Below are 16,446 nucleotides of genomic sequence, written 5' to 3'. Positions count from 1 at the left end.
CCCAATCGGACAGTAGCCATGCTCCAAAAATTGTCGATCTATGAAATTCACGACGAACGCTTTCGGCAGCTGATCGTGGCCAGTGCCGGACTGGAGGAACTTTACGGCGAATGCCGTTGGGCGGAGGGGCCTGTTTGGTTCGCCGACCTCAACTGCCTGATCTGGAGCGATATTCCCAACCAGCGCATGTTGCGCTGGGTGCCAGACGGCGGTGTTTCGGTTTTCCGTTTCCCTTCCAATTTCGTCAACGGCAATACGCGCGACCGCCAAGGCCGGCTGATATCCTGCGAACACGGCGGCCGACGCGTGGTGCGGACGGAGGTCGACGGCACGCTCACCATTCTGGCAGACCGTTATCAGGGCAAGCGGTTGAACTCCCCCAATGACGTCGTGGTCCGCTCCGACGGCAGTATCTGGTTTACCGACCCTACCTACGGCATCAAGTCCGACTATGAAGGCTATCGAGCAGAACCCGAGCAAGCTACCCGCAACGTCTATCGGCTGGATCCGGAAACCGGCGCGCTCGAAGCCGTGATAACCGACTTCGGCCAGCCCAACGGGCTCGCCTTTTCGCCCGATGAAACCAGGCTCTATGTCGCCGATTCCGCTTCAAGCCACGACCTGACCGCGCCGCGCCACATCCGCGTCTTTGACGTTGTCGGGGAGATGACCGTCGCGAACGGAAGGGTCTTTTGCAGTCTCGATAACGGCCTGCCCGACGGCTTTCGCATCGACGTGCAGGGCAATCTGTGGACCAGTGCCGGCGACGGCGTCCATTGTTTCTCTCCCGAAGGAACCCTGCTCGGCAAGATCCTGGTGCCGCAGACGGTCGCCAATCTCACCTTCGGCGGCCCCCGTCGCAACAGGCTCTTTATTACCGCCACCACATCCGTCTACTCCGTCTTCGTGGCGACGAATGGCGTGACTCTGGGCTGACTACTCGGCCGCCTTGTTGCAGCGGGAGGTTCTCGCCTGCGGGTCAACCCAGCTTTTCGGCACAAATCGCGTAACGGTGCTGGGTAGCCCGCTCGAGCCCTTTCAAAAAGCTGAAATTCTTGCGTTGGCTTCGGTGGATCGCTCCCAAACCTGTATCGACGGTAATCTTCTCGAAACCCGCTTGCCTGAGCAGATCTACGACTGCATCGGCCCGAGCCCCTTGCGAAAAATGGACCCGCGACAGAATGCTCTGGTGCGTCTGTGTCAGCTCCGCCGTGTGAGGGCCATTCTGCTGCCCGCTCTCGCCGAAGCCCGCCTTCGCCAGCCACACCGACAACTTCTTCGCCAAACGCGATACCAGACTCGGATTGACGAAGTCACCGTCGATGATCAACAGCTTGCCGGACGGCTTCAGAACCCTATGCCATTCACGAAAGCAGGCCAGGGGATCGACAAGCGTCCAGACGAGATGACGGTTGATGACCACGTCATAGGTCTCGTCGGCTTCCATGGTGCGCTCAGCATCACCGACCAGGAAGCGGATCTGCCGGCCTCGGGTCTTGGCTTTGGCCCTCGCCCGCTCCAGCATGGCTTCGGACCAATCCATCCCGGTCACCTTGAAGCCGAGGTCGTCCATCAGATGCGAGACGACTGCGGTTCCACAAGCAAGATCTAGCGCGACTTTGCCCCTACCGTCTCCGAGATGCTTACGCAGAAGCGCGTGCCACGCTGCCCGCTCCTCCTCCGAAAAAATCTCATGTCCAGGCTGCGTATCGAAGGTCTCGGCTCTCAGGGACCAATAGGCTTTGATTTCATCACGCAGGTCATGGTTATGCAGGGCAGTCTGGTTGAGCATCGCGAAATCTCTTGGACGAGTCGAATTAGATTGGAAGACTTCTAAAAGATATTTCTTGACGGATAAAGTCATGAAAACATAAATCGCCGTTATTAACACCTACACAGGAGAGGAACCCCGTGTTGAAGCTCAAGATGGCGGCCGGTGCCGCCACGGTTATGCTTGCAGTTTTGCCAACGATTGCCACGGCTGCCGAAAAGATCAAGGTCACAGACATCTCCGGCCGCGAGGTCGAGGTGAGCGTGCCGGTCGAGCGCGTGATCCTGGGCGAAGGCCGGCAGATCTACTTCACGGCTGCTCTCGATACCGATGAACCCTTCAAACGCGTCGTCGGCTGGCGCGACGATTTCAAGAAGGCCGATCTCGACGGCTACAATATCTATCTGAGCAAGTTTCCGCAGATGGCAAAGATCCCCACCTTCGGGGGCATGAAGGATGGCACGTTCGACATCGAACAGGCCGTCGCACTGAAGCCGGACGTGATCATTATGAACACCGAGGCAAAATCAGCCACCGAGGAAAGCGGCTATATCGAAAAGCTCGCCAAGGTCGGCATCCCGCTCGTCTACATCGACTTCCGGGAAAAGCCCATGGAAAACACCGATGATTCCATGCGTATCATCGGCAAGTTGTTTGGCAAGGAAGAGCGCGCTGAGGAATTCGTCAAATTCCACGACGAGCAGATTGCCCGGGTAACGGACAAGCTCGAAAAAACAACCGATCTGAAGAAGCCGGTTGTCTTTATCGAGCGCGCCGGCGGCTATTCGGACGATTGCTGCATGTCTTTCGGCAACGAGAATTTCGGCCGCATGGTGGAACTCGCCGGTGGAACCAACATGGCGAAGAGCATCATTCCGGGCACCTTCGGCACGGTTAATCCCGAGCAAATCATCGCCTCCAATCCCGATCAGGTGATCGTGACAGGGTCGAATTGGGAGCTTTACGTTCCCGGCGGCGCCTGGGTAGGCGTTGGTCCGGGCGCCGACAAAGCAAAAGCTCAAGAAAAGCTCGCTGCACTGATGAAGCGGCCCGCCTTTACCGGCATCAAGGCAGCGGCAAACGGCAATGTGCATGCCATCTGGCACCAGTTCTACAACAGCCCGTATCAGTTTGTTGCTGTGCAGCAGATCGCCAAATGGCTGCATCCCGAACTGTTTGCCGATCTCGATGCGGATGCAACCTTCAAGCAGCTGCACGAACGTTTCCTGCCGGTCGCCTACAACCCCGGCTATTTCGCGTCGCTGAAGGCGGGCCTCTGATATTTGGTAAACCCAAGGGGCCGGCGGTGCCAACCGCCGGCCGCCAAAGGATAGAGTAATGATCATCACATGGTTTATTCGGGCGCTTGTCGTCCTGTTTCCGTTTCTGGCCAGCTCGGCTCTTGCTGTTGAAATCACTGACGTCGCCGGCAGAACGGTCGATATCGACTTACCTGCCAAACGCGTGATCGTCGGAGAAGCGCGCCAGGTCCATGTGATTGCCGCCTTGCGCGGAGATAGAACCTTCGACACGATCGTCGGCTGGCGCGACGATCTCTTGAAGAAGGATCCCGACAGCTATCAGGCCTATGTCGAACGCTTCCCCGAAATCGCCAATCTGCCGCAGTTCGGTTATGTGCCCCAGGGCAATTTCGACCTTGAAACCGCGATCACTCTTTCCCCGGATGTCATCACCTTAAATCTCGAAGCCGCCAAGGTGGCCAAGGAGAGCGGCTTCGAAGACAAGGCGGCCGCAGCCGGCATCAAGGTCGTCTATCTCGATTTCCGCATCGATCCAGACAAGAATACGGAACGCTCAATCGACATACTGGGCAAGTTGTTCGGAGCGAGCGACAAGGCCGAAACCTTTAAGACCTATCGCAAAGCCCAGATCGCCCGCGTCACCGATCGTCTGGCGGTCGTCAAGGATCTGAAGCGTCCGAAAGTATTCATCGAACGGTCTCCGGGCATTTCCGGCGAAGACAGGTGCTGCCGCACATTCGGTCCCTATAATTTCGGTGCCATGGTCGATCAGGCGGGGGGCCAGAATATTGCGGACGGGATCATCGGGACGACCTTCGGCGATCTCAATCCCGAGCAACTGATCGTCTCCGATCCGGACCAGGTCATCGTCACCGGTTCCAACTGGGCCGCCGAATCCGACATCAATCAATTTGTCGCGGTCGGCCGGGGTGCCGATCTCAAAGCTGCGCGCGAACGTCTCGCCAACCTGATGAAGCGAACCCCCTTTCCCGAGGTGAAAGCCGTCAGAACCGGGCAGGTTCATGCCGTCTGGCACCAATTCTACGGCGCGCCCTACGAGTTCATTCCGATCCAGCAATTCGCCAAGTGGTTCCATCCGGAACTGTTTGCCGATCTCGATCCGGAAGCGACTTTCATTGAGTTTCACCAGAAATTCCTGCCTGTCACCTACAAGCCCGGCTATTTCGTCTCGCTGGAAAAAGGACTGAACTGATGGCCGTCTTGATTCAGCAGCAATCTGTTGTCGAAGGGGGCCGGCGCTACCGGAGCCTTGCTGCGCGGAGAATCTTGATCCTCTGCTGTCTGCTGGCGGCGCTCGCGCTTAGCATCGCCATCGATATCGGCCTCGGTCCAGCCCGATATTCATTGGGTGAGGTACTGGCTGCGATCTTCACGCCAGGCACAGTACCGAACCAGCTTCGTGTCGTGATCTGGGATATCCGCATGCCGATCGCGTTGATGGCTGTGACCGTAGGCGCCTGCCTCTCGGTCGCCGGCGCGCAGATGCAGACGATCCTCGCCAATCCCCTCGCCAGCCCCTTCACGCTGGGAATTTCTGCCGCAGCCGGCTTCGGCGCAGCTCTGGGCCTCGTTGCGGGTGTCGCGGTCTTTCCGGCGGCCGTACAGTACATGGTTCCCATCAACGCCTTCCTAATGGCGATGGCCGCCTCGCTCTTCATCTACGGCGTGTCGACACTCAGAGGCGTTACCGTCGAGACAATCGTTCTGCTCGGCATCGCTCTGGTCTTTACCTTCAATGCACTTCTGTCGCTGCTCGAATATCTCGCATCCGAACAGGCGCTTGCCGCCGTGGTCTTCTGGACCATGGGCTCGCTCACCAAGGCCACGTGGAGCAAGGTCGCCGTCACCGGAGCGATACTGGTCGTCGTCATTCCACTGTTTGCCCGCAATGCCTGGGCACTGACGGCGCTTAGGCTCGGCGACGAGAAAGCCTCCTCCTTCGGCGTCAGCGTCAGAAGGCTCCGTTTGGAGACGATGATGCTTGTGAGCCTGCTTGCAGCCATTCCGGTTTCCTTTGTGGGTACCATCGGCTTTGTGGGACTGGTCGGCCCGCATATCGCGCGTATGCTCGTTGGTGAGGATCAGCGGTTCTTTCTGCCGGGTTCCGCCATCTGCGGGGCCTTGTTGCTTTCGGCAACTTCGGTCGTATCAAAAGTGCTGATCCCGGGCGCCATTTTGCCGATCGGCGTTATCACGGCCCTCGTCGGCGTGCCCTTCTTCTTCTCACTGATCTTCACCAACAGGAGGCGCGCATGGTAAGCATCGAGCTTTCCGGCGTCGGAGCGCGCTATGGTCGCACTCACATCTTCGCCGACATTACCACCGGACCTATCGAAGGGGGTCATTTGACCGCCGTGATCGGACCGAACGCCGCCGGTAAATCCACCCTGTTCAAGCGAATCGCCGGCCTGCTCAAAGGCGACGGCGTCGTCGAAGTCAGCGGAGAGGAGGCCTTGTCGCGGCCGGTCTGCTATATGCCCCAGGATACAGGCGCCAACGCGGTCCTGACCGTCTACGAATCCGTGCTGCTTGCCGCAAAGCAGGGCTCGGGCTGGCGCGTTGCCGATCAGGATCTCCACGGCATAGACGAGATCCTTCATTCGCTCGGCATCACGGACCTGGCATTTCGCGATCTCGGCGCTCTTTCAGGTGGACAGCGCCAGCTGGTTGCGATCGCACAGGCCCTGGTGCGCAAGCCGCAGGTTCTTCTGATGGACGAACCCACTTCGGCGCTCGATCTCTTCCGGCAGATCGAAGTGCTGCAGTATATGCGCGGGCTTGCGCGAAAAAGCGGGATTGCCGTGTTGATCGCACTGCATGATCTCAACCACGCCATGCGATACTGCGATCATACCATGGTCGTCGCCGACGGCCGGCTCGTAGCCAACGGGCCTACAGCGGAGGTCATTACCGCATCGCTCCTGAGTGACGTCTACCGGGTGAGCGCCCGTATCGAAACCTGTACGCATGGGCGCCCACTGGTGATTGTTGACGGCACTGCCTGAGGCCGATCCCACCGCGACGCAGCTGCCCACCCGTCGTCTTGAGATGGGGTGCATTTACCGAAAAATCGGGCAGCTCTCGCCGCCGCGTATTCTTGAGCGGGTGAGGAAGCGTCGTTCCCGGCCGTTATCAAGCGAGAACATGCCCCCGCGGCCCTGGACGACGTCGATGATCAATTGGGTGTGCTTCCAGGCTTCGTACTGGCCGCCGCTGATATAGAAAGGCACGCCGCCGATTTCGCCAAGCCGTACGTCGTTTTCGCCGATACGAAACTCGCTCTTGGGATAGCACATGGGGGACGATCCATCGCAACAACCGCCCGACTGATGAAACAGGATATCGGGGTGATCCTGCTGGATCTCCAAAATGAGATCGAGGGCCTGCTGCGTCGCCAGAACCGGCGCTTCGTTCTCTGACTCGGCCATCTTTCTTTCCCTCCGCGCCGCAGAAAGGAGAGCCCCAAAAGGATGGGGCTCCCGACGATTGAAAGACGCTCAGAAGAAGCCGAGCGCCTTCGGGCTATAGCTCACCAGCATGTTCTTGGTCTGCTGGTAGTGATCGAGCATCATCTTGTGCGTCTCGCGGCCGATGCCTGACTGCTTGTAACCACCGAAGGCAGCATGGGCGGGATAGGCGTGGTAGCAATTGGTCCAGACACGTCCCGCCTGGATCTCCCGGCCAAAATGGTAGGCACGCATACCATCGCGGGTCCACACACCGGCGCCAAGACCGTAGAGAGTGTCATTGGCAATTTCCAGAGCTTCCTTTTCATCCTTGAACGTCGTGACCGACACGACCGGACCAAAGATTTCCTCCTGGAAGATGCGCATCTTGTTGTGGCCCCGGAAGATCGTCGGCTTTACATAATAGCCGCCTGCGAGGTCGCCGCCGAGATCATTGCGCCCGCCACCGGTCAGCACCTCAGCCCCCTCCTGTCTGCCGATATCGAGATAGGCAAGAATCTTTTCCAACTGCTCGTTGGATGCCTGGGCTCCGATCATCGTCGCGGCATCGAGGGGATTTCCCTGTTTGATCGCTTCAACGCGTTTGATGGCCTTTTCCATGAAACGATCGTAGATCGATTCCTGGACCAGCGCGCGGCTCGGGCAGGTGCAGACCTCGCCCTGGTTCAACGCGAACATGGCAAAGCCTTCAAGCGCTTTGTCGAGAAAGTCGTCGTCTTCGGCCATGACATCGGCAAAGAAGATGTTGGGCGACTTGCCGCCGAGTTCGAGCGTGACCGGAATCAGGTTCTGGCTGGCATATTGCATGATGAGCCGGCCGGTCGACGTTTCGCCGGTGAAGGCAATCTTGGCGATCCGGTTGCTGGTGGCGAGTGGTTTCCCCGCTTCAAGCCCAAAACCGTTGACGATGTTGAGTACGCCAGGAGGCAGAAGGTCGCCGACGATCTCCGCCCATACGAGGATCGATGCCGGTGTCTGTTCGGCAGGCTTGAGGACGACGCAGTTGCCGGCGGCAAGTGCCGGAGCAAGTTTCCATGCCGCCATCAGGATCGGGAAATTCCATGGAATGATCTGGCCGACGACGCCCAGTGGCTCGTGGAAATGATAAGCAACCGTATCGTGATCGATCTCGCCGATCGAACCTTCCTGCGCCCGAATGCAAGAGGCAAAGTAGCGGAAATGGTCGATGGCAAGGGGAATGTCGGCTGCCATGGTCTCACGGATCGGCTTGCCGTTGTCCCAGCTTTCCGCCTGGGCCAGAACCTCAAGCTTGTCCTCCATACGCTGCGCCATCTTCATCAGGATGTTGGCGCGTTCCGTGGTCGAGGTGCGCCCCCACTTGTCCTTGGCGGCATGGGCGGCATCGAGGGCCGCATTGATGTCCTTCTCGTCCGAGCGCGGGATCTCGCAAATCGTTCCACCCGTGACAGGCGTGATATTGTCGAAATACCGACCGCTAATCGGCTCCCGCCATTCGCCACCGATGTAATTGCCGTATTTAAGCTTGAACGGAGATTCGATAATTTTCTGATGCAGCATCTGATCCTCCCAGGATAACAGGTTCATCCCGAACCGAAAGAGAATCTGCCTTTCTTTCCGTAGATGTGACAGAGGCGGAACATCATACCGCAGTGCACAGTGTCGCAAATCTGCGACAGATCGTCAGGCAATCTGCAGCAATCAGTGCAAACCGAACCTGTTGATCTTCCGGTGCAGCGTCGCTCGGCTCATCCCGAGGGAAAGAGCAGCCTGGGTCACGTTTCCATTAGCCCTGGATAAGGCGCGTAGGAGAGCTGCACGCTCGGCCTCCCTCAAGTCCTGCCGCTCGGCGCCTACGCCTTCGCCAAGAAGGTCGGCTGCGCAGATGCCCGCATCTATGCGCTCGTCATCGAGTTCAAGAGCGGAGCGCGCCGTCCGGGTGGCGCCAAGCACCATGTCGCTCTTGTCGACAGCAAGCAGCGCGGACATCGTGCCGGTCGGAGTTGGAAGCACGACGAAACGGGCTCCCGCAAAAGCGTGACGGAAGAGGTTAAGTTCGATCCGCATGGCCGTATCGCGGACGGTCTGCGAAATGATCGAGAGGGTGGTCTCATTGAGGTCGTCGCGGCAAGTCGAGACGTCCAGTGCTCCGGCCAATTGGCCACGTGAATCGCGGATCGGGGCGGTCGTGCAGCTGAGGTTGATTGTGGAACTGAAAAAATGCTGGTCGCGAATGATGGACACGGCCCGATCATCGGCAATCGCCGTGCCGATGCCGTTCGTGCCGATGCTGGCTTCGGTCCAGATCGAACCAGGCCACAAGCCAATGTCGTGAAATTCCTTGTCGTCGGCGGCGACGCCGCGCCTTTCAAGCGCTATGCCCTCGTGGTCGGTCAGGAGCAGGCAACATCCGGCCTTGCCGACGGTTTGGAACAATAGATCCAGTTCATCTACCGCCTGGGCAATCAGTTCTTGCGATTGCGCGCGCACCAGGCGCAATTCCTGCTCCGTCAGGCGGAGAGGCAACCTTTTTTCTTCGGGCGCGAGACGGTGGACCGTCATGCAGCGTCGCCAGGAGGCCACAACGCGCGAGCTGGCGGCAGCCGATTGCGCGGACACATAGACCTGATCTGCATGCGTGACATGCTCTTGCATCGGCTCCTCCCACCGAACGGTGCCTCATTCTCGTTTTAAAAGCATGGCGCCGCAACTGGCCTAAGGTCTAAGAAGACTTGGCTTTTGCGAAAAGTAAGTATGACAAATCGGACTCGAACGAAAACGGGGAGCCGAGCAGGTTCTCAGTGAAAGGAACCAACAAGCCGCTTGACGTGGAGAGATTGCAGCACCGCATTCTTCCGCACAATTGGAATAAACTTCCTCGAAGAATAAGCCGGGAAAATCGAGAGTACGGTACAGATTACCGCATGTCGCACCGGCTTCAGCACCAAGAGGAATATCATGAGCCTTCGTATCAACGACATCGCCCCGGACTTCACGGCAGAGACCAGTCAAGGCACGATCCATTTCCATGAATGGATCGGCGATGGCTGGGCCGTCCTGTTTTCGCATCCGAAAAACTTTACCCCAGTTTGCACGACGGAACTCGGCACCATGGCCGGCCTCGAAGGTGAATTCAAAAGGCGCGGCGTGAAGATCATCGGCATCTCCGTCGATCCGGTCGAAAGCCACGCAAAGTGGAAGGGCGACATCAAGACGGCAACCGGCTTCGACGTCGAGTATCCATTGATCGGCGACCGAGACCTCAACGTTGCCAAGCTTTACGATATGTTGCCGGCCGGTGCAGGCAGTTCGTCGGAAGGCCGCACCCCGGCGGACAATGCCACAGTCCGCTCCGTCTACGTTATCGGCCCTGACAAGAAGATCAAATTGATCCTCACCTATCCGATGACCACCGGCCGCAATTTCAACGAGATCCTGCGCGCGATCGACTCCATCCAGCTGACCGCAAAACATCAGGTTGCTACGCCCGCAAACTGGCAGCAGGGAGATGATGTCATCATCACGGCTGCCGTATCGAACGAGGACGCCATCGCCAGGTTCGGCTCGTTCGAGACGATCCTGCCTTACCTGCGGAAAACCAGGCAGCCCGCCGCTTAACCGGCCTTCACCTCGGTTCGACGACCCACGCGAGCTACTGCGTGGGCTTTCCCCTCCTTTTCGTGAGCCGACCACCAGACGCGGCGGAGAGACTGCGTCTTGTTGCATGCGGTCCCGGTCAGTATCAGCCGAGCCGCATCTCGGTCTGCTGGTCGAAGAGGTGTAGGTGGGACGGATCGAACCGCAACCCTATCACCTCGCCGGATCGGATCGCTGCACGGCTATTGAGCACAATGACGAGTTCCGGCTCCGTCGCGGTGGTGATGTAAGTGCTGGCGCCCGTGGTTTCCACGGCGCCGACGGGCAGACGCAGCATCGCGTCCGCATCGCCGGCAAGTTCGAAATGCTCCGGCCGAATACCGACCAATAACGGCTGGCCCGCCTGGACGGGTCTTGTCAAAGGAATCGCCTGCGGCGCCTCGAATTCGAGGCGGAGAGACTTTCCATCGGCCCCGGACGACGCAGGCACGAAATTCATGGCAGGCGAGCCGATGAAGCCGGCAACGAATTTGTTCACCGGACGATCATAGAGATCCAGCGGCGCGCCCTGTTGTTCTATGATCCCTTGACGCATGACGACCACATGATCGGCCATGGTCATCGCCTCGATCTGATCGTGGGTAACGTAGACGGACGTTGCCTTGAGCCGATCATGAAGGGCGCGGATCTCCTTGCGCATATGCACGCGCAACGCAGCGTCCAGATTGGACAATGGCTCGTCGAACAGAAACGCTTTAGGGTTGCGGATAATCGCCCGGCTCATCGCCACGCGCTGGCGTTGACCGCCGGAGAGCTCTCGCGGATACCGGCCAAGAAGGTGGGAAAGGCCCGTCGTCGCTGCGACCTCCTCGGCCTTGCGCTTGGCCTCGGCCTTATCGACACCCCGGATGCGAAGACTATAGGTGAGGTTCTGTTCGACCGTCATATGCGGATAGAGCGCATAGGATTGAAAAACCATGGCAAGGTCGCGCTTGCGAGGCGGCACCCCGTTCATCTTCGTCCCGGCAATGACGAGGTCGCCGCTTGAAATCGTTTCAAGGCCAGCCAATGAACGCAGAAGCGTGGATTTCCCGCAGCCCGATGGTCCGACCAATGCCACAAACGCGCCTTTGCGGATCTTCAGGTCGATATCCCGCAGCGCATGGTAGGCGCCGTAATATTTGTTGATACCCGTCAGCTCGATCTGGTGCACGGTCATTTAAGAGCTCCCGACGTCAGGCCGGAGACGATCCGGCGCTGCAAGAGGACGAAGATGGCAAGAATCGGGGTCACATACATCGCCGCATAGGCCATGATATTGTTCCATTCGTTCGTATTGGGCCCCATGAACGAGTTGAGCCCCACGCTTGCCGGCTGATATTCGATCGCCTGGATCATAGACTTCGAGTAGACGAATTCGCCGAAAGCCTGCATGAAAATCAGAATGGCGCTGACGAGAATGCCGTTGCGCGCAAGCGGCAGAACGATATGGAAGAAGGCTCCGAAGCGGGAATTTCCGTCGACAAGCGCGGCTTCCTCGAGCTCCATCGGCACGCTCATGAAGGTCGCGCGCACCAGGACCACAAAGAACGGCATGCTTTTGGCTGCAATCGCCAGGATGACAGCAGTGCGCGGGTAGTCCAGGAGACCTATTTGCGAAAATCCGACGAAGATCGGGGTGATCATCAGCGAGGCCGGCAGTACCTGCAGCATCAGGACGAGGAACAGGCCGGCATCCACCCAGGCATTACGGTAACGAGCAAGCACATAGGCGCAACCCGTTCCAAGAACGGCGATCATCGACACCGCCCCCGAGGCGATCACCACCGAATTCCAAAGATAACGGCCGACGTTTCGGCTCTCCCAGACCGAGCGGTAGATGCTCCATTGAGGATCGGCGGGCCAGAAGGACGGAGGCGAGGCAAACATCGCCGAGCCTGTTTTGATCGCCGTCACATACATCCAATAGAGTGGGAACAGATAGACCGCCGCCAGCAGAACTGCGATGATCAACATGATCTTGTCGCGCAAGGCCCAACTCATCCGCGTACCTCATGGCGCGTGGAACGCACATAGACGACCGAGGCGATCATCACAAAAACGATCATGATGACCGATATCGTTGCGCCTTGAGCAAAATCGTATTGTCGGAAGGAAAGATCCCAGGCCCAATATTGTGCCACATTGGAGGAATTGTTCGGTCCTCCGGCGGTGATCGCAGCAAAAAGGTCGAATTGCTGCAGCGTGAAGATCAGCCCCAGCGAAATGATAGCTCCGATCGTCGAACGCATCATCGGTAGGGTGATGGTGAAAAAGCGCTGGATGACATTGGCTCCGTCGAGCTCTGCCGCCTCGTAAAGATCCTGAGGTATCGTCGACAACCCGACCGAAAGAAGGATCATGTTGAAGGAAATGCCAAGCCAGATGTTGGCAATGACGACCGCCCACAGCGAGAAATCAGGGTCGGAGCGCCAAAAAATATGTCCGGTGATGAGGCCGGATTCCCGCAGCAAATAGTTCAGGACGCCAAAATCGCCGGACAAGATCCAGTTCCAGATGGCGCCGACCACCAGGCCCGGCATGACCCAGGAGACGAGAAAGAGGCCGCGCATCCAGGAGGCGCCTGGAAAGTTCGTCCAGAAGAAGAGCGCGAGCGCAAAACCAATGATGAACTGGCCGGCGATCGAGGCGATAACGAAAAGCGCGGTGTTTTTGAGGATCGGCCAGGTCTCCGGCATGGAAAACAAGGTTGTATAGTTCTTGAGCCCAACGAACGGTCGAAAGATCGTGCCGAGGCTGAACATGTCCACTTCCTGGAAGCTCATGACGATATTGTAGACAAGCGGCAGGCCCGCCATCGTGAACAGGAAGATAAGCGGCACCGACACCAGGGCTATATCGAAGCCACGCCCGTCGCTGACGGAAAGAAGCAGTCTCTTCATGTTTCCTCCAGATCGACATTCAACTCCGGTCCGGAGCCGCAAGGACTGGCCACTGCGGCCCCGGCCGGGAGGAAGGAAAGCGGCTAGCGAAGACGCCACCTCAGCATCAGCCGAGCACCGCCTTGATCTTCTGGTCGGCCTGATCGAGCGCCTCCTTAGGGCTCATCTGGCCTGTCAACGCGGCCTGGATGGCATCTTGAATGGCCTTGGAAATTTTCGGCCAGGCCGGATGCGGGCCCCGCGGCTGGGCATATTGCAGCTGCTCCTGGAAGACCTTCAACGCGGCATCCTTCAACGGCTGACCGGTCGATGGAATAGCAAGATCCGAGCGGGCCGGCAGTTGGCCGAAATCCTTGAACATCCGATTGTCCTGCGACACGAAATATTCAAGCACCTTGAAAGCTTCCTTCGGGTGTTGCGTTTTTGAAAAGATCGCCCAGTTGAAATCGCCCATGGCCGACGAGCGCTTCGAACCCGTTTCCGGAAGCGGCAGGAGTGCCACACCCCAATCGAACTTCGCCTCCTTGACCATGCGGTCCAGCTCCCAAGGGCCGGAAATCGCCATGGCGGCATTGCCCGAGTTGAAGGTGCCGGTGGAATCCCATTGGCTGCGGGTCAGCGTGTCGCGAGAGGCGAGTTTTTCGTCGATGATCGTCTTCCAGATTTCCAACGCCTTGACGGCTCCCGGCGCATTGATCTTGTCGTAGCCGCCGCCGCCCATCTGCGCCCAGGGGAGGAACTGGAACGTGCCCTCCTCGTTCGCCTTCGCAGAAAAGGTGATGCCGTAGACGTTTTTGGCCGGGTCACTCAGCTTGCGGGCTGTATCGACCAGGTCGTCCCAGGTCTGCGGCGGCTTGTCAGGATCAAGCCCTTTGGCGCGGAACATATCCTTATTGTAGTAAAGCGCGATCGTGTTGGTCGCCTTCGGCACGCCAAAATATCGCTCCTTCCACATCACCGACTTCAACGGACCGGGGTAATAGTTGTCAGGCTTGATCACGCTCGACTGGGCAATCATATCGGTCAGGTCGAGGAAGGCGCCACGCGATGAAAACAGGACGTGCTCCGGGTTGTCGACGGCGATGATATCCGGCGCCTGCCCCGTCGAATAGGCTCGCATCGCCTCGCTCACAACGTCATCGAACTGGATCTGACGGTATTCGACGGTGATGCCTGTCTTCAGGTTATTGAAATCCTTGATCAGGTTCGGTGCCGGCTGGATGTCGCGGTCAAGCGACCAGACGGTAATCTTCACCTCCTCGGCACGCGCCGAGGTCCAAAGCGTCGACAGGCTTGCGACCGCAAGCGCGCCGATCAGGGCTAATTTACGAATATCCATGCTCTCCTCCTTCAGGTTGTACTCGCTGCGAATGCCTCCTCCAGGTCATCCGGCAAGAGAGGCTGCGTCAGGCGGGATCGATGACAAAGTCACCGCCCCGGCAGGACTTCAAATAGTTCAGTGCATGTACCTGGCCGGTCATCTCGAGCGCATCGCGATAGACCGGATCGTGCCACCCCTCGATATCGATCGATCCCGTCCACCCTGCCAGTCGCAGTTCGGAGATGACATCCGTCCAATTGGTATCCCCGAAGCCCGGCGTGCGCATGAAAACGAAAGGATGTTTGCCGAAAATTCCGTGTTCGCGGATGACGTCCCAGCGGATCGTCGCGTCCTTGCCGTGGACATGGAAGATCTTCGCAGCCCATTTGCGGATCTGCGGCAGCGGCTCGATCAGATAAACCATCTGATGGCACGGCTCCCATTCGAGACCGATATGATCATCCGGCGTTTCGTTGAAAATCAGTTCCCAAGCATCCGGATTATGGGCAATGTTCCAGTCGCCCGTTTGCCAGTTTCCATCCATGGCGCAGTTTTCAAAGGCGATCCTGATCCCCTTGTCGGCAGCCCGCTTGGCAAGTTCGCTCCATATCTGCCGATATCGCGGCAGGCTTTCCGGCAACGGCCGCCCGCGCAGCCGGCCGGTGAAGCCGGCGACGCATGTGGCGCCAAAATGATGGGCGTTGTCGATGCAATCCTTCCAACCCTGCAGCGTCTGCAGATCCATTTCCGTTTCTTCCAACGGATTGCCGAACATGCCTATGGTCGAAATGGTGATGTCGCGGTCGCCGATTGCCTCGCGGCAACGCTTGCCAAGGTCACCCACGTTCTGGCCGTTGGTCGTTTGCCAGAAGAAGGGCTGGAAGCTCTCAAAGCCAAGATCAGCGATCTGGCCGATCCGTTCGGCGGCATTGCCCTTCGTCGCGCTGACCATTGTCCCGATGCGAATAGACTTGGCTGGATTGCTCACGTTGAAAACCTCATGCTTGGATGGCGACAGGCTGACCGGTCTTTGCGCTCTCGATTGCGCCAAAAACCATGGCCAGGCTCTTGATATTGTCAAAACCGGCGGTCTCCGGAGGCCGACCGGATCCGATCGACTCCAGAAAACCAGCAATCACGCTGGCATGACCATGGGTCTCTTGCTCATGTGGCGCATCCGGCACGTCGACAGTACGATGCCCCCGCAGCAGGCCGGGTTCGTCGCCGGCAACCGTGGCATCGAAGCTTTCCTCACCGTCCCAGGTGAGCATGCCCTTGGATCCGACCAGCCGCCAGGAGCTCTCCCAACTCGTCCGTCGCCCCTCGGCGCACCAGGAGCCGCGATAGGTGAAAACCACCTCGTCGCTGAAGCGGAAGACCGCGTTTGCCGACGCTCCATGCGCATACCACGAGCCTGCCGGATTGGTTTCGACACAGTAGACGGATTGGGGCTGCCTGCCGCTGACAAACCGCGCAGCATCGAAGGTATGGATCGCCATATCGAGAAGCAGCACATTGTCCATGGCTTCCCTGAACCCGCCAAAATGCGGCGCGAGGAAAAAGTCGCAGTGGATGCCGGACAGGTCACCGATGGCCCCGCTTTCAACGAAGCGCCGCATCCGGCGCACGCCTGAGATAAAGCGGCGGTTCTGCACGACCGCATGTATGCGCCCGGCCTCCTCGGCCAGCCGCACGAGCTGCCGGGCCTCATCGAGCGATGCAGCCATCGGCTTTTCGCTGAGCACGTGGCAGCCGTGTTTCAGGCCGGCTGCAACGACAGGCTGGCGTGCGGCTGGTATCACCACATCGAAGAGAATATCGGCATTCGTTTTCTCAAGCACCGCTTCGAGATCGTTTCCGATTTCGACATCGCTGAGGCCGAAGGCTTCGGCAAGCGACCGGGCGACGGCAACATCCAGATCGACCAGACCGACGATCGTAACCGACCTCGCCAGGTCAGGTTGCATGGCAAGAGCCCGCATCCACCCGTGCGCCATGGCGCCACATCCGCATAAGACGGCCTTCAATGTCACGATCGTCCTCCAGCTGACAGAGGTGATGCTCCTTCACCATCTCCGTAAACGTT

16 protein-coding genes are annotated in these 16,446 nt (G+C 58.6%); 6 read left to right on the top strand and 10 right to left on the bottom strand.

The features are described from left to right. Window positions 1-18: 18 nt before the first annotated feature. Window positions 19-936, top strand: a complete 918-nt coding sequence (locus C5L12_RS04745) for an SMP-30/gluconolactonase/LRE family protein (RefSeq protein ID WP_105370870.1) — start codon at window positions 19-21, stop codon at window positions 934-936. A gap of 43 nt (window positions 937-979) precedes the next feature. Here C5L12_RS04745 and C5L12_RS04740 read toward each other — a convergent pair whose 3' ends face one another. Next, window positions 980-1,792 (bottom strand): class I SAM-dependent methyltransferase, encoded by an 813-nt coding sequence (locus C5L12_RS04740; protein WP_105370869.1) that lies wholly within the window; start codon window positions 1,790-1,792, stop codon window positions 980-982. Between the two features lie 134 nt (window positions 1,793-1,926). Here C5L12_RS04740 and C5L12_RS04735 point away from each other — a divergent pair, with 134 nt between their 5' ends. From C5L12_RS04735 to C5L12_RS04720, 4 genes are read left to right on the top strand one after another with little or no spacing between them, the layout of a single operon-like run. After that, complete coding sequence (locus tag C5L12_RS04735; protein ID WP_105371044.1) at window positions 1,927-3,051, top strand: ABC transporter substrate-binding protein; 1,125 nt, start codon at window positions 1,927-1,929, stop codon at window positions 3,049-3,051. A 58-nt stretch (window positions 3,052-3,109) separates the two neighbouring features. Continuing rightward, window positions 3,110-4,246, top strand: a complete 1,137-nt coding sequence (locus tag C5L12_RS04730; RefSeq protein WP_105370868.1) for an ABC transporter substrate-binding protein — start codon at window positions 3,110-3,112, stop codon at window positions 4,244-4,246. Next, entirely contained in the window at window positions 4,246-5,313 is a 1,068-nt protein-coding gene (locus C5L12_RS04725) for a FecCD family ABC transporter permease (RefSeq protein WP_105370867.1), read from the top strand. Before C5L12_RS04730 ends, C5L12_RS04725 begins: the two co-directional genes overlap by 1 nt. Next, entirely contained in the window at window positions 5,307-6,059 is a 753-nt protein-coding gene (locus C5L12_RS04720) for an ABC transporter ATP-binding protein (protein ID WP_105370866.1), read from the top strand. Before C5L12_RS04725 ends, C5L12_RS04720 begins: the two co-directional genes overlap by 7 nt. Before the next feature lie 54 nt (window positions 6,060-6,113). Here the strand turns inward: C5L12_RS04720 and C5L12_RS04715 are convergent, their stop codons facing one another. The 3 genes from C5L12_RS04715 to C5L12_RS04705 all read right to left on the bottom strand — a co-directional run bounded on the left by C5L12_RS04715 (window position 6,114) and on the right by C5L12_RS04705 (window position 9,155). Beyond that, window positions 6,114-6,482, bottom strand: a complete 369-nt coding sequence (locus C5L12_RS04715) for a DUF779 domain-containing protein (protein ID WP_105370865.1) — start codon at window positions 6,480-6,482, stop codon at window positions 6,114-6,116. Window positions 6,483-6,551: 69 nt separating this feature from the next. Further along, on the bottom strand, window positions 6,552-8,060 hold the full coding sequence (adh, locus tag C5L12_RS04710; RefSeq protein ID WP_105370864.1) for an aldehyde dehydrogenase: 1,509 nt from the start codon (window positions 8,058-8,060) through the stop codon (window positions 6,552-6,554). A 141-nt stretch (window positions 8,061-8,201) separates the two neighbouring features. After that, on the bottom strand, window positions 8,202-9,155 hold the full coding sequence (locus tag C5L12_RS04705; protein WP_105370863.1) for a GAF domain-containing protein: 954 nt from the start codon (window positions 9,153-9,155) through the stop codon (window positions 8,202-8,204). Between the two features lie 303 nt (window positions 9,156-9,458). Between C5L12_RS04705 and C5L12_RS04700 the strand changes: the two genes are divergently transcribed. Then, window positions 9,459-10,118 (top strand): peroxiredoxin, encoded by a 660-nt coding sequence (locus C5L12_RS04700; protein ID WP_105370862.1) that lies wholly within the window; start codon window positions 9,459-9,461, stop codon window positions 10,116-10,118. A 124-nt stretch (window positions 10,119-10,242) separates the two neighbouring features. Here the strand turns inward: C5L12_RS04700 and C5L12_RS04695 are convergent, their stop codons facing one another. The 6 genes from C5L12_RS04695 to C5L12_RS04670 form a co-directional block, all read right to left on the bottom strand. After that, complete coding sequence (locus tag C5L12_RS04695) at window positions 10,243-11,316, bottom strand: ABC transporter ATP-binding protein (protein WP_105370861.1); 1,074 nt, start codon at window positions 11,314-11,316, stop codon at window positions 10,243-10,245. Beyond that, window positions 11,313-12,140, bottom strand: a complete 828-nt coding sequence (locus C5L12_RS04690) for a carbohydrate ABC transporter permease (protein WP_105370860.1) — start codon at window positions 12,138-12,140, stop codon at window positions 11,313-11,315. The genes C5L12_RS04695 and C5L12_RS04690 overlap by 4 nt, the downstream gene beginning before the upstream one ends. After that, window positions 12,137-13,039, bottom strand: a complete 903-nt coding sequence (locus C5L12_RS04685) for a carbohydrate ABC transporter permease (protein WP_105370859.1) — start codon at window positions 13,037-13,039, stop codon at window positions 12,137-12,139. Before C5L12_RS04685 ends, C5L12_RS04690 begins: the two co-directional genes overlap by 4 nt. A gap of 106 nt (window positions 13,040-13,145) precedes the next feature. Beyond that, on the bottom strand, window positions 13,146-14,378 hold the full coding sequence (locus C5L12_RS04680; protein ID WP_105370858.1) for an ABC transporter substrate-binding protein: 1,233 nt from the start codon (window positions 14,376-14,378) through the stop codon (window positions 13,146-13,148). Between the two features lie 67 nt (window positions 14,379-14,445). Then, window positions 14,446-15,348 carry a sugar phosphate isomerase/epimerase family protein gene (locus tag C5L12_RS04675; RefSeq protein ID WP_105370857.1) on the bottom strand — a complete coding sequence of 301 codons (903 nt, stop codon included), beginning with the start codon at window positions 15,346-15,348 and terminating at the stop codon, window positions 14,446-14,448. A 10-nt stretch (window positions 15,349-15,358) separates the two neighbouring features. Beyond that, window positions 15,359-16,393 (bottom strand): Gfo/Idh/MocA family protein, encoded by a 1,035-nt coding sequence (locus C5L12_RS04670; RefSeq protein ID WP_105370856.1) that lies wholly within the window; start codon window positions 16,391-16,393, stop codon window positions 15,359-15,361. Between the last annotated feature and the right edge of the window lie 53 nt (window positions 16,394-16,446).

Origin of the sequence: Neorhizobium huautlense, assembly GCF_002968575.1 — a bacterium.
GTDB lineage: Bacteria > Pseudomonadota > Alphaproteobacteria > Rhizobiales > Rhizobiaceae > Neorhizobium > Neorhizobium huautlense.
Note: the sequence above shows the minus strand (reverse complement) of the source record. Positions and strands in the feature narration are given on the sequence as shown.

Excerpts from the sequence above, each read along its gene's own strand:
- C5L12_RS04745 (WP_105370870.1), top strand. The coding sequence starts at position 19 with ATGCTCCAAAAATTGTCGATCTATGAAATTCACGACGAACGCTTTCGG.
- C5L12_RS04740 (WP_105370869.1), bottom strand. The coding sequence starts at position 1,792 with ATGCTCAACCAGACTGCCCTGCATAACCATGACCTGCGTGATGAAATC.
- C5L12_RS04735 (WP_105371044.1), top strand. The coding sequence starts at position 1,927 with ATGGCGGCCGGTGCCGCCACGGTTATGCTTGCAGTTTTGCCAACGATT.
- C5L12_RS04730 (WP_105370868.1), top strand. The coding sequence starts at position 3,110 with ATGATCATCACATGGTTTATTCGGGCGCTTGTCGTCCTGTTTCCGTTT.
- C5L12_RS04725 (WP_105370867.1), top strand. The coding sequence starts at position 4,246 with ATGGCCGTCTTGATTCAGCAGCAATCTGTTGTCGAAGGGGGCCGGCGC.
- C5L12_RS04720 (WP_105370866.1), top strand. The coding sequence starts at position 5,307 with ATGGTAAGCATCGAGCTTTCCGGCGTCGGAGCGCGCTATGGTCGCACT.
- C5L12_RS04715 (WP_105370865.1), bottom strand. The coding sequence starts at position 6,482 with ATGGCCGAGTCAGAGAACGAAGCGCCGGTTCTGGCGACGCAGCAGGCC.
- adh (WP_105370864.1), bottom strand. The coding sequence starts at position 8,060 with ATGCTGCATCAGAAAATTATCGAATCTCCGTTCAAGCTTAAATACGGC.
- C5L12_RS04705 (WP_105370863.1), bottom strand. The coding sequence starts at position 9,155 with ATGCAAGAGCATGTCACGCATGCAGATCAGGTCTATGTGTCCGCGCAA.
- C5L12_RS04700 (WP_105370862.1), top strand. The coding sequence starts at position 9,459 with ATGAGCCTTCGTATCAACGACATCGCCCCGGACTTCACGGCAGAGACC.
- C5L12_RS04695 (WP_105370861.1), bottom strand. The coding sequence starts at position 11,316 with ATGACCGTGCACCAGATCGAGCTGACGGGTATCAACAAATATTACGGC.
- C5L12_RS04690 (WP_105370860.1), bottom strand. The coding sequence starts at position 12,140 with ATGAGTTGGGCCTTGCGCGACAAGATCATGTTGATCATCGCAGTTCTG.
- C5L12_RS04685 (WP_105370859.1), bottom strand. The coding sequence starts at position 13,039 with ATGAAGAGACTGCTTCTTTCCGTCAGCGACGGGCGTGGCTTCGATATA.
- C5L12_RS04680 (WP_105370858.1), bottom strand. The coding sequence starts at position 14,378 with ATGGATATTCGTAAATTAGCCCTGATCGGCGCGCTTGCGGTCGCAAGC.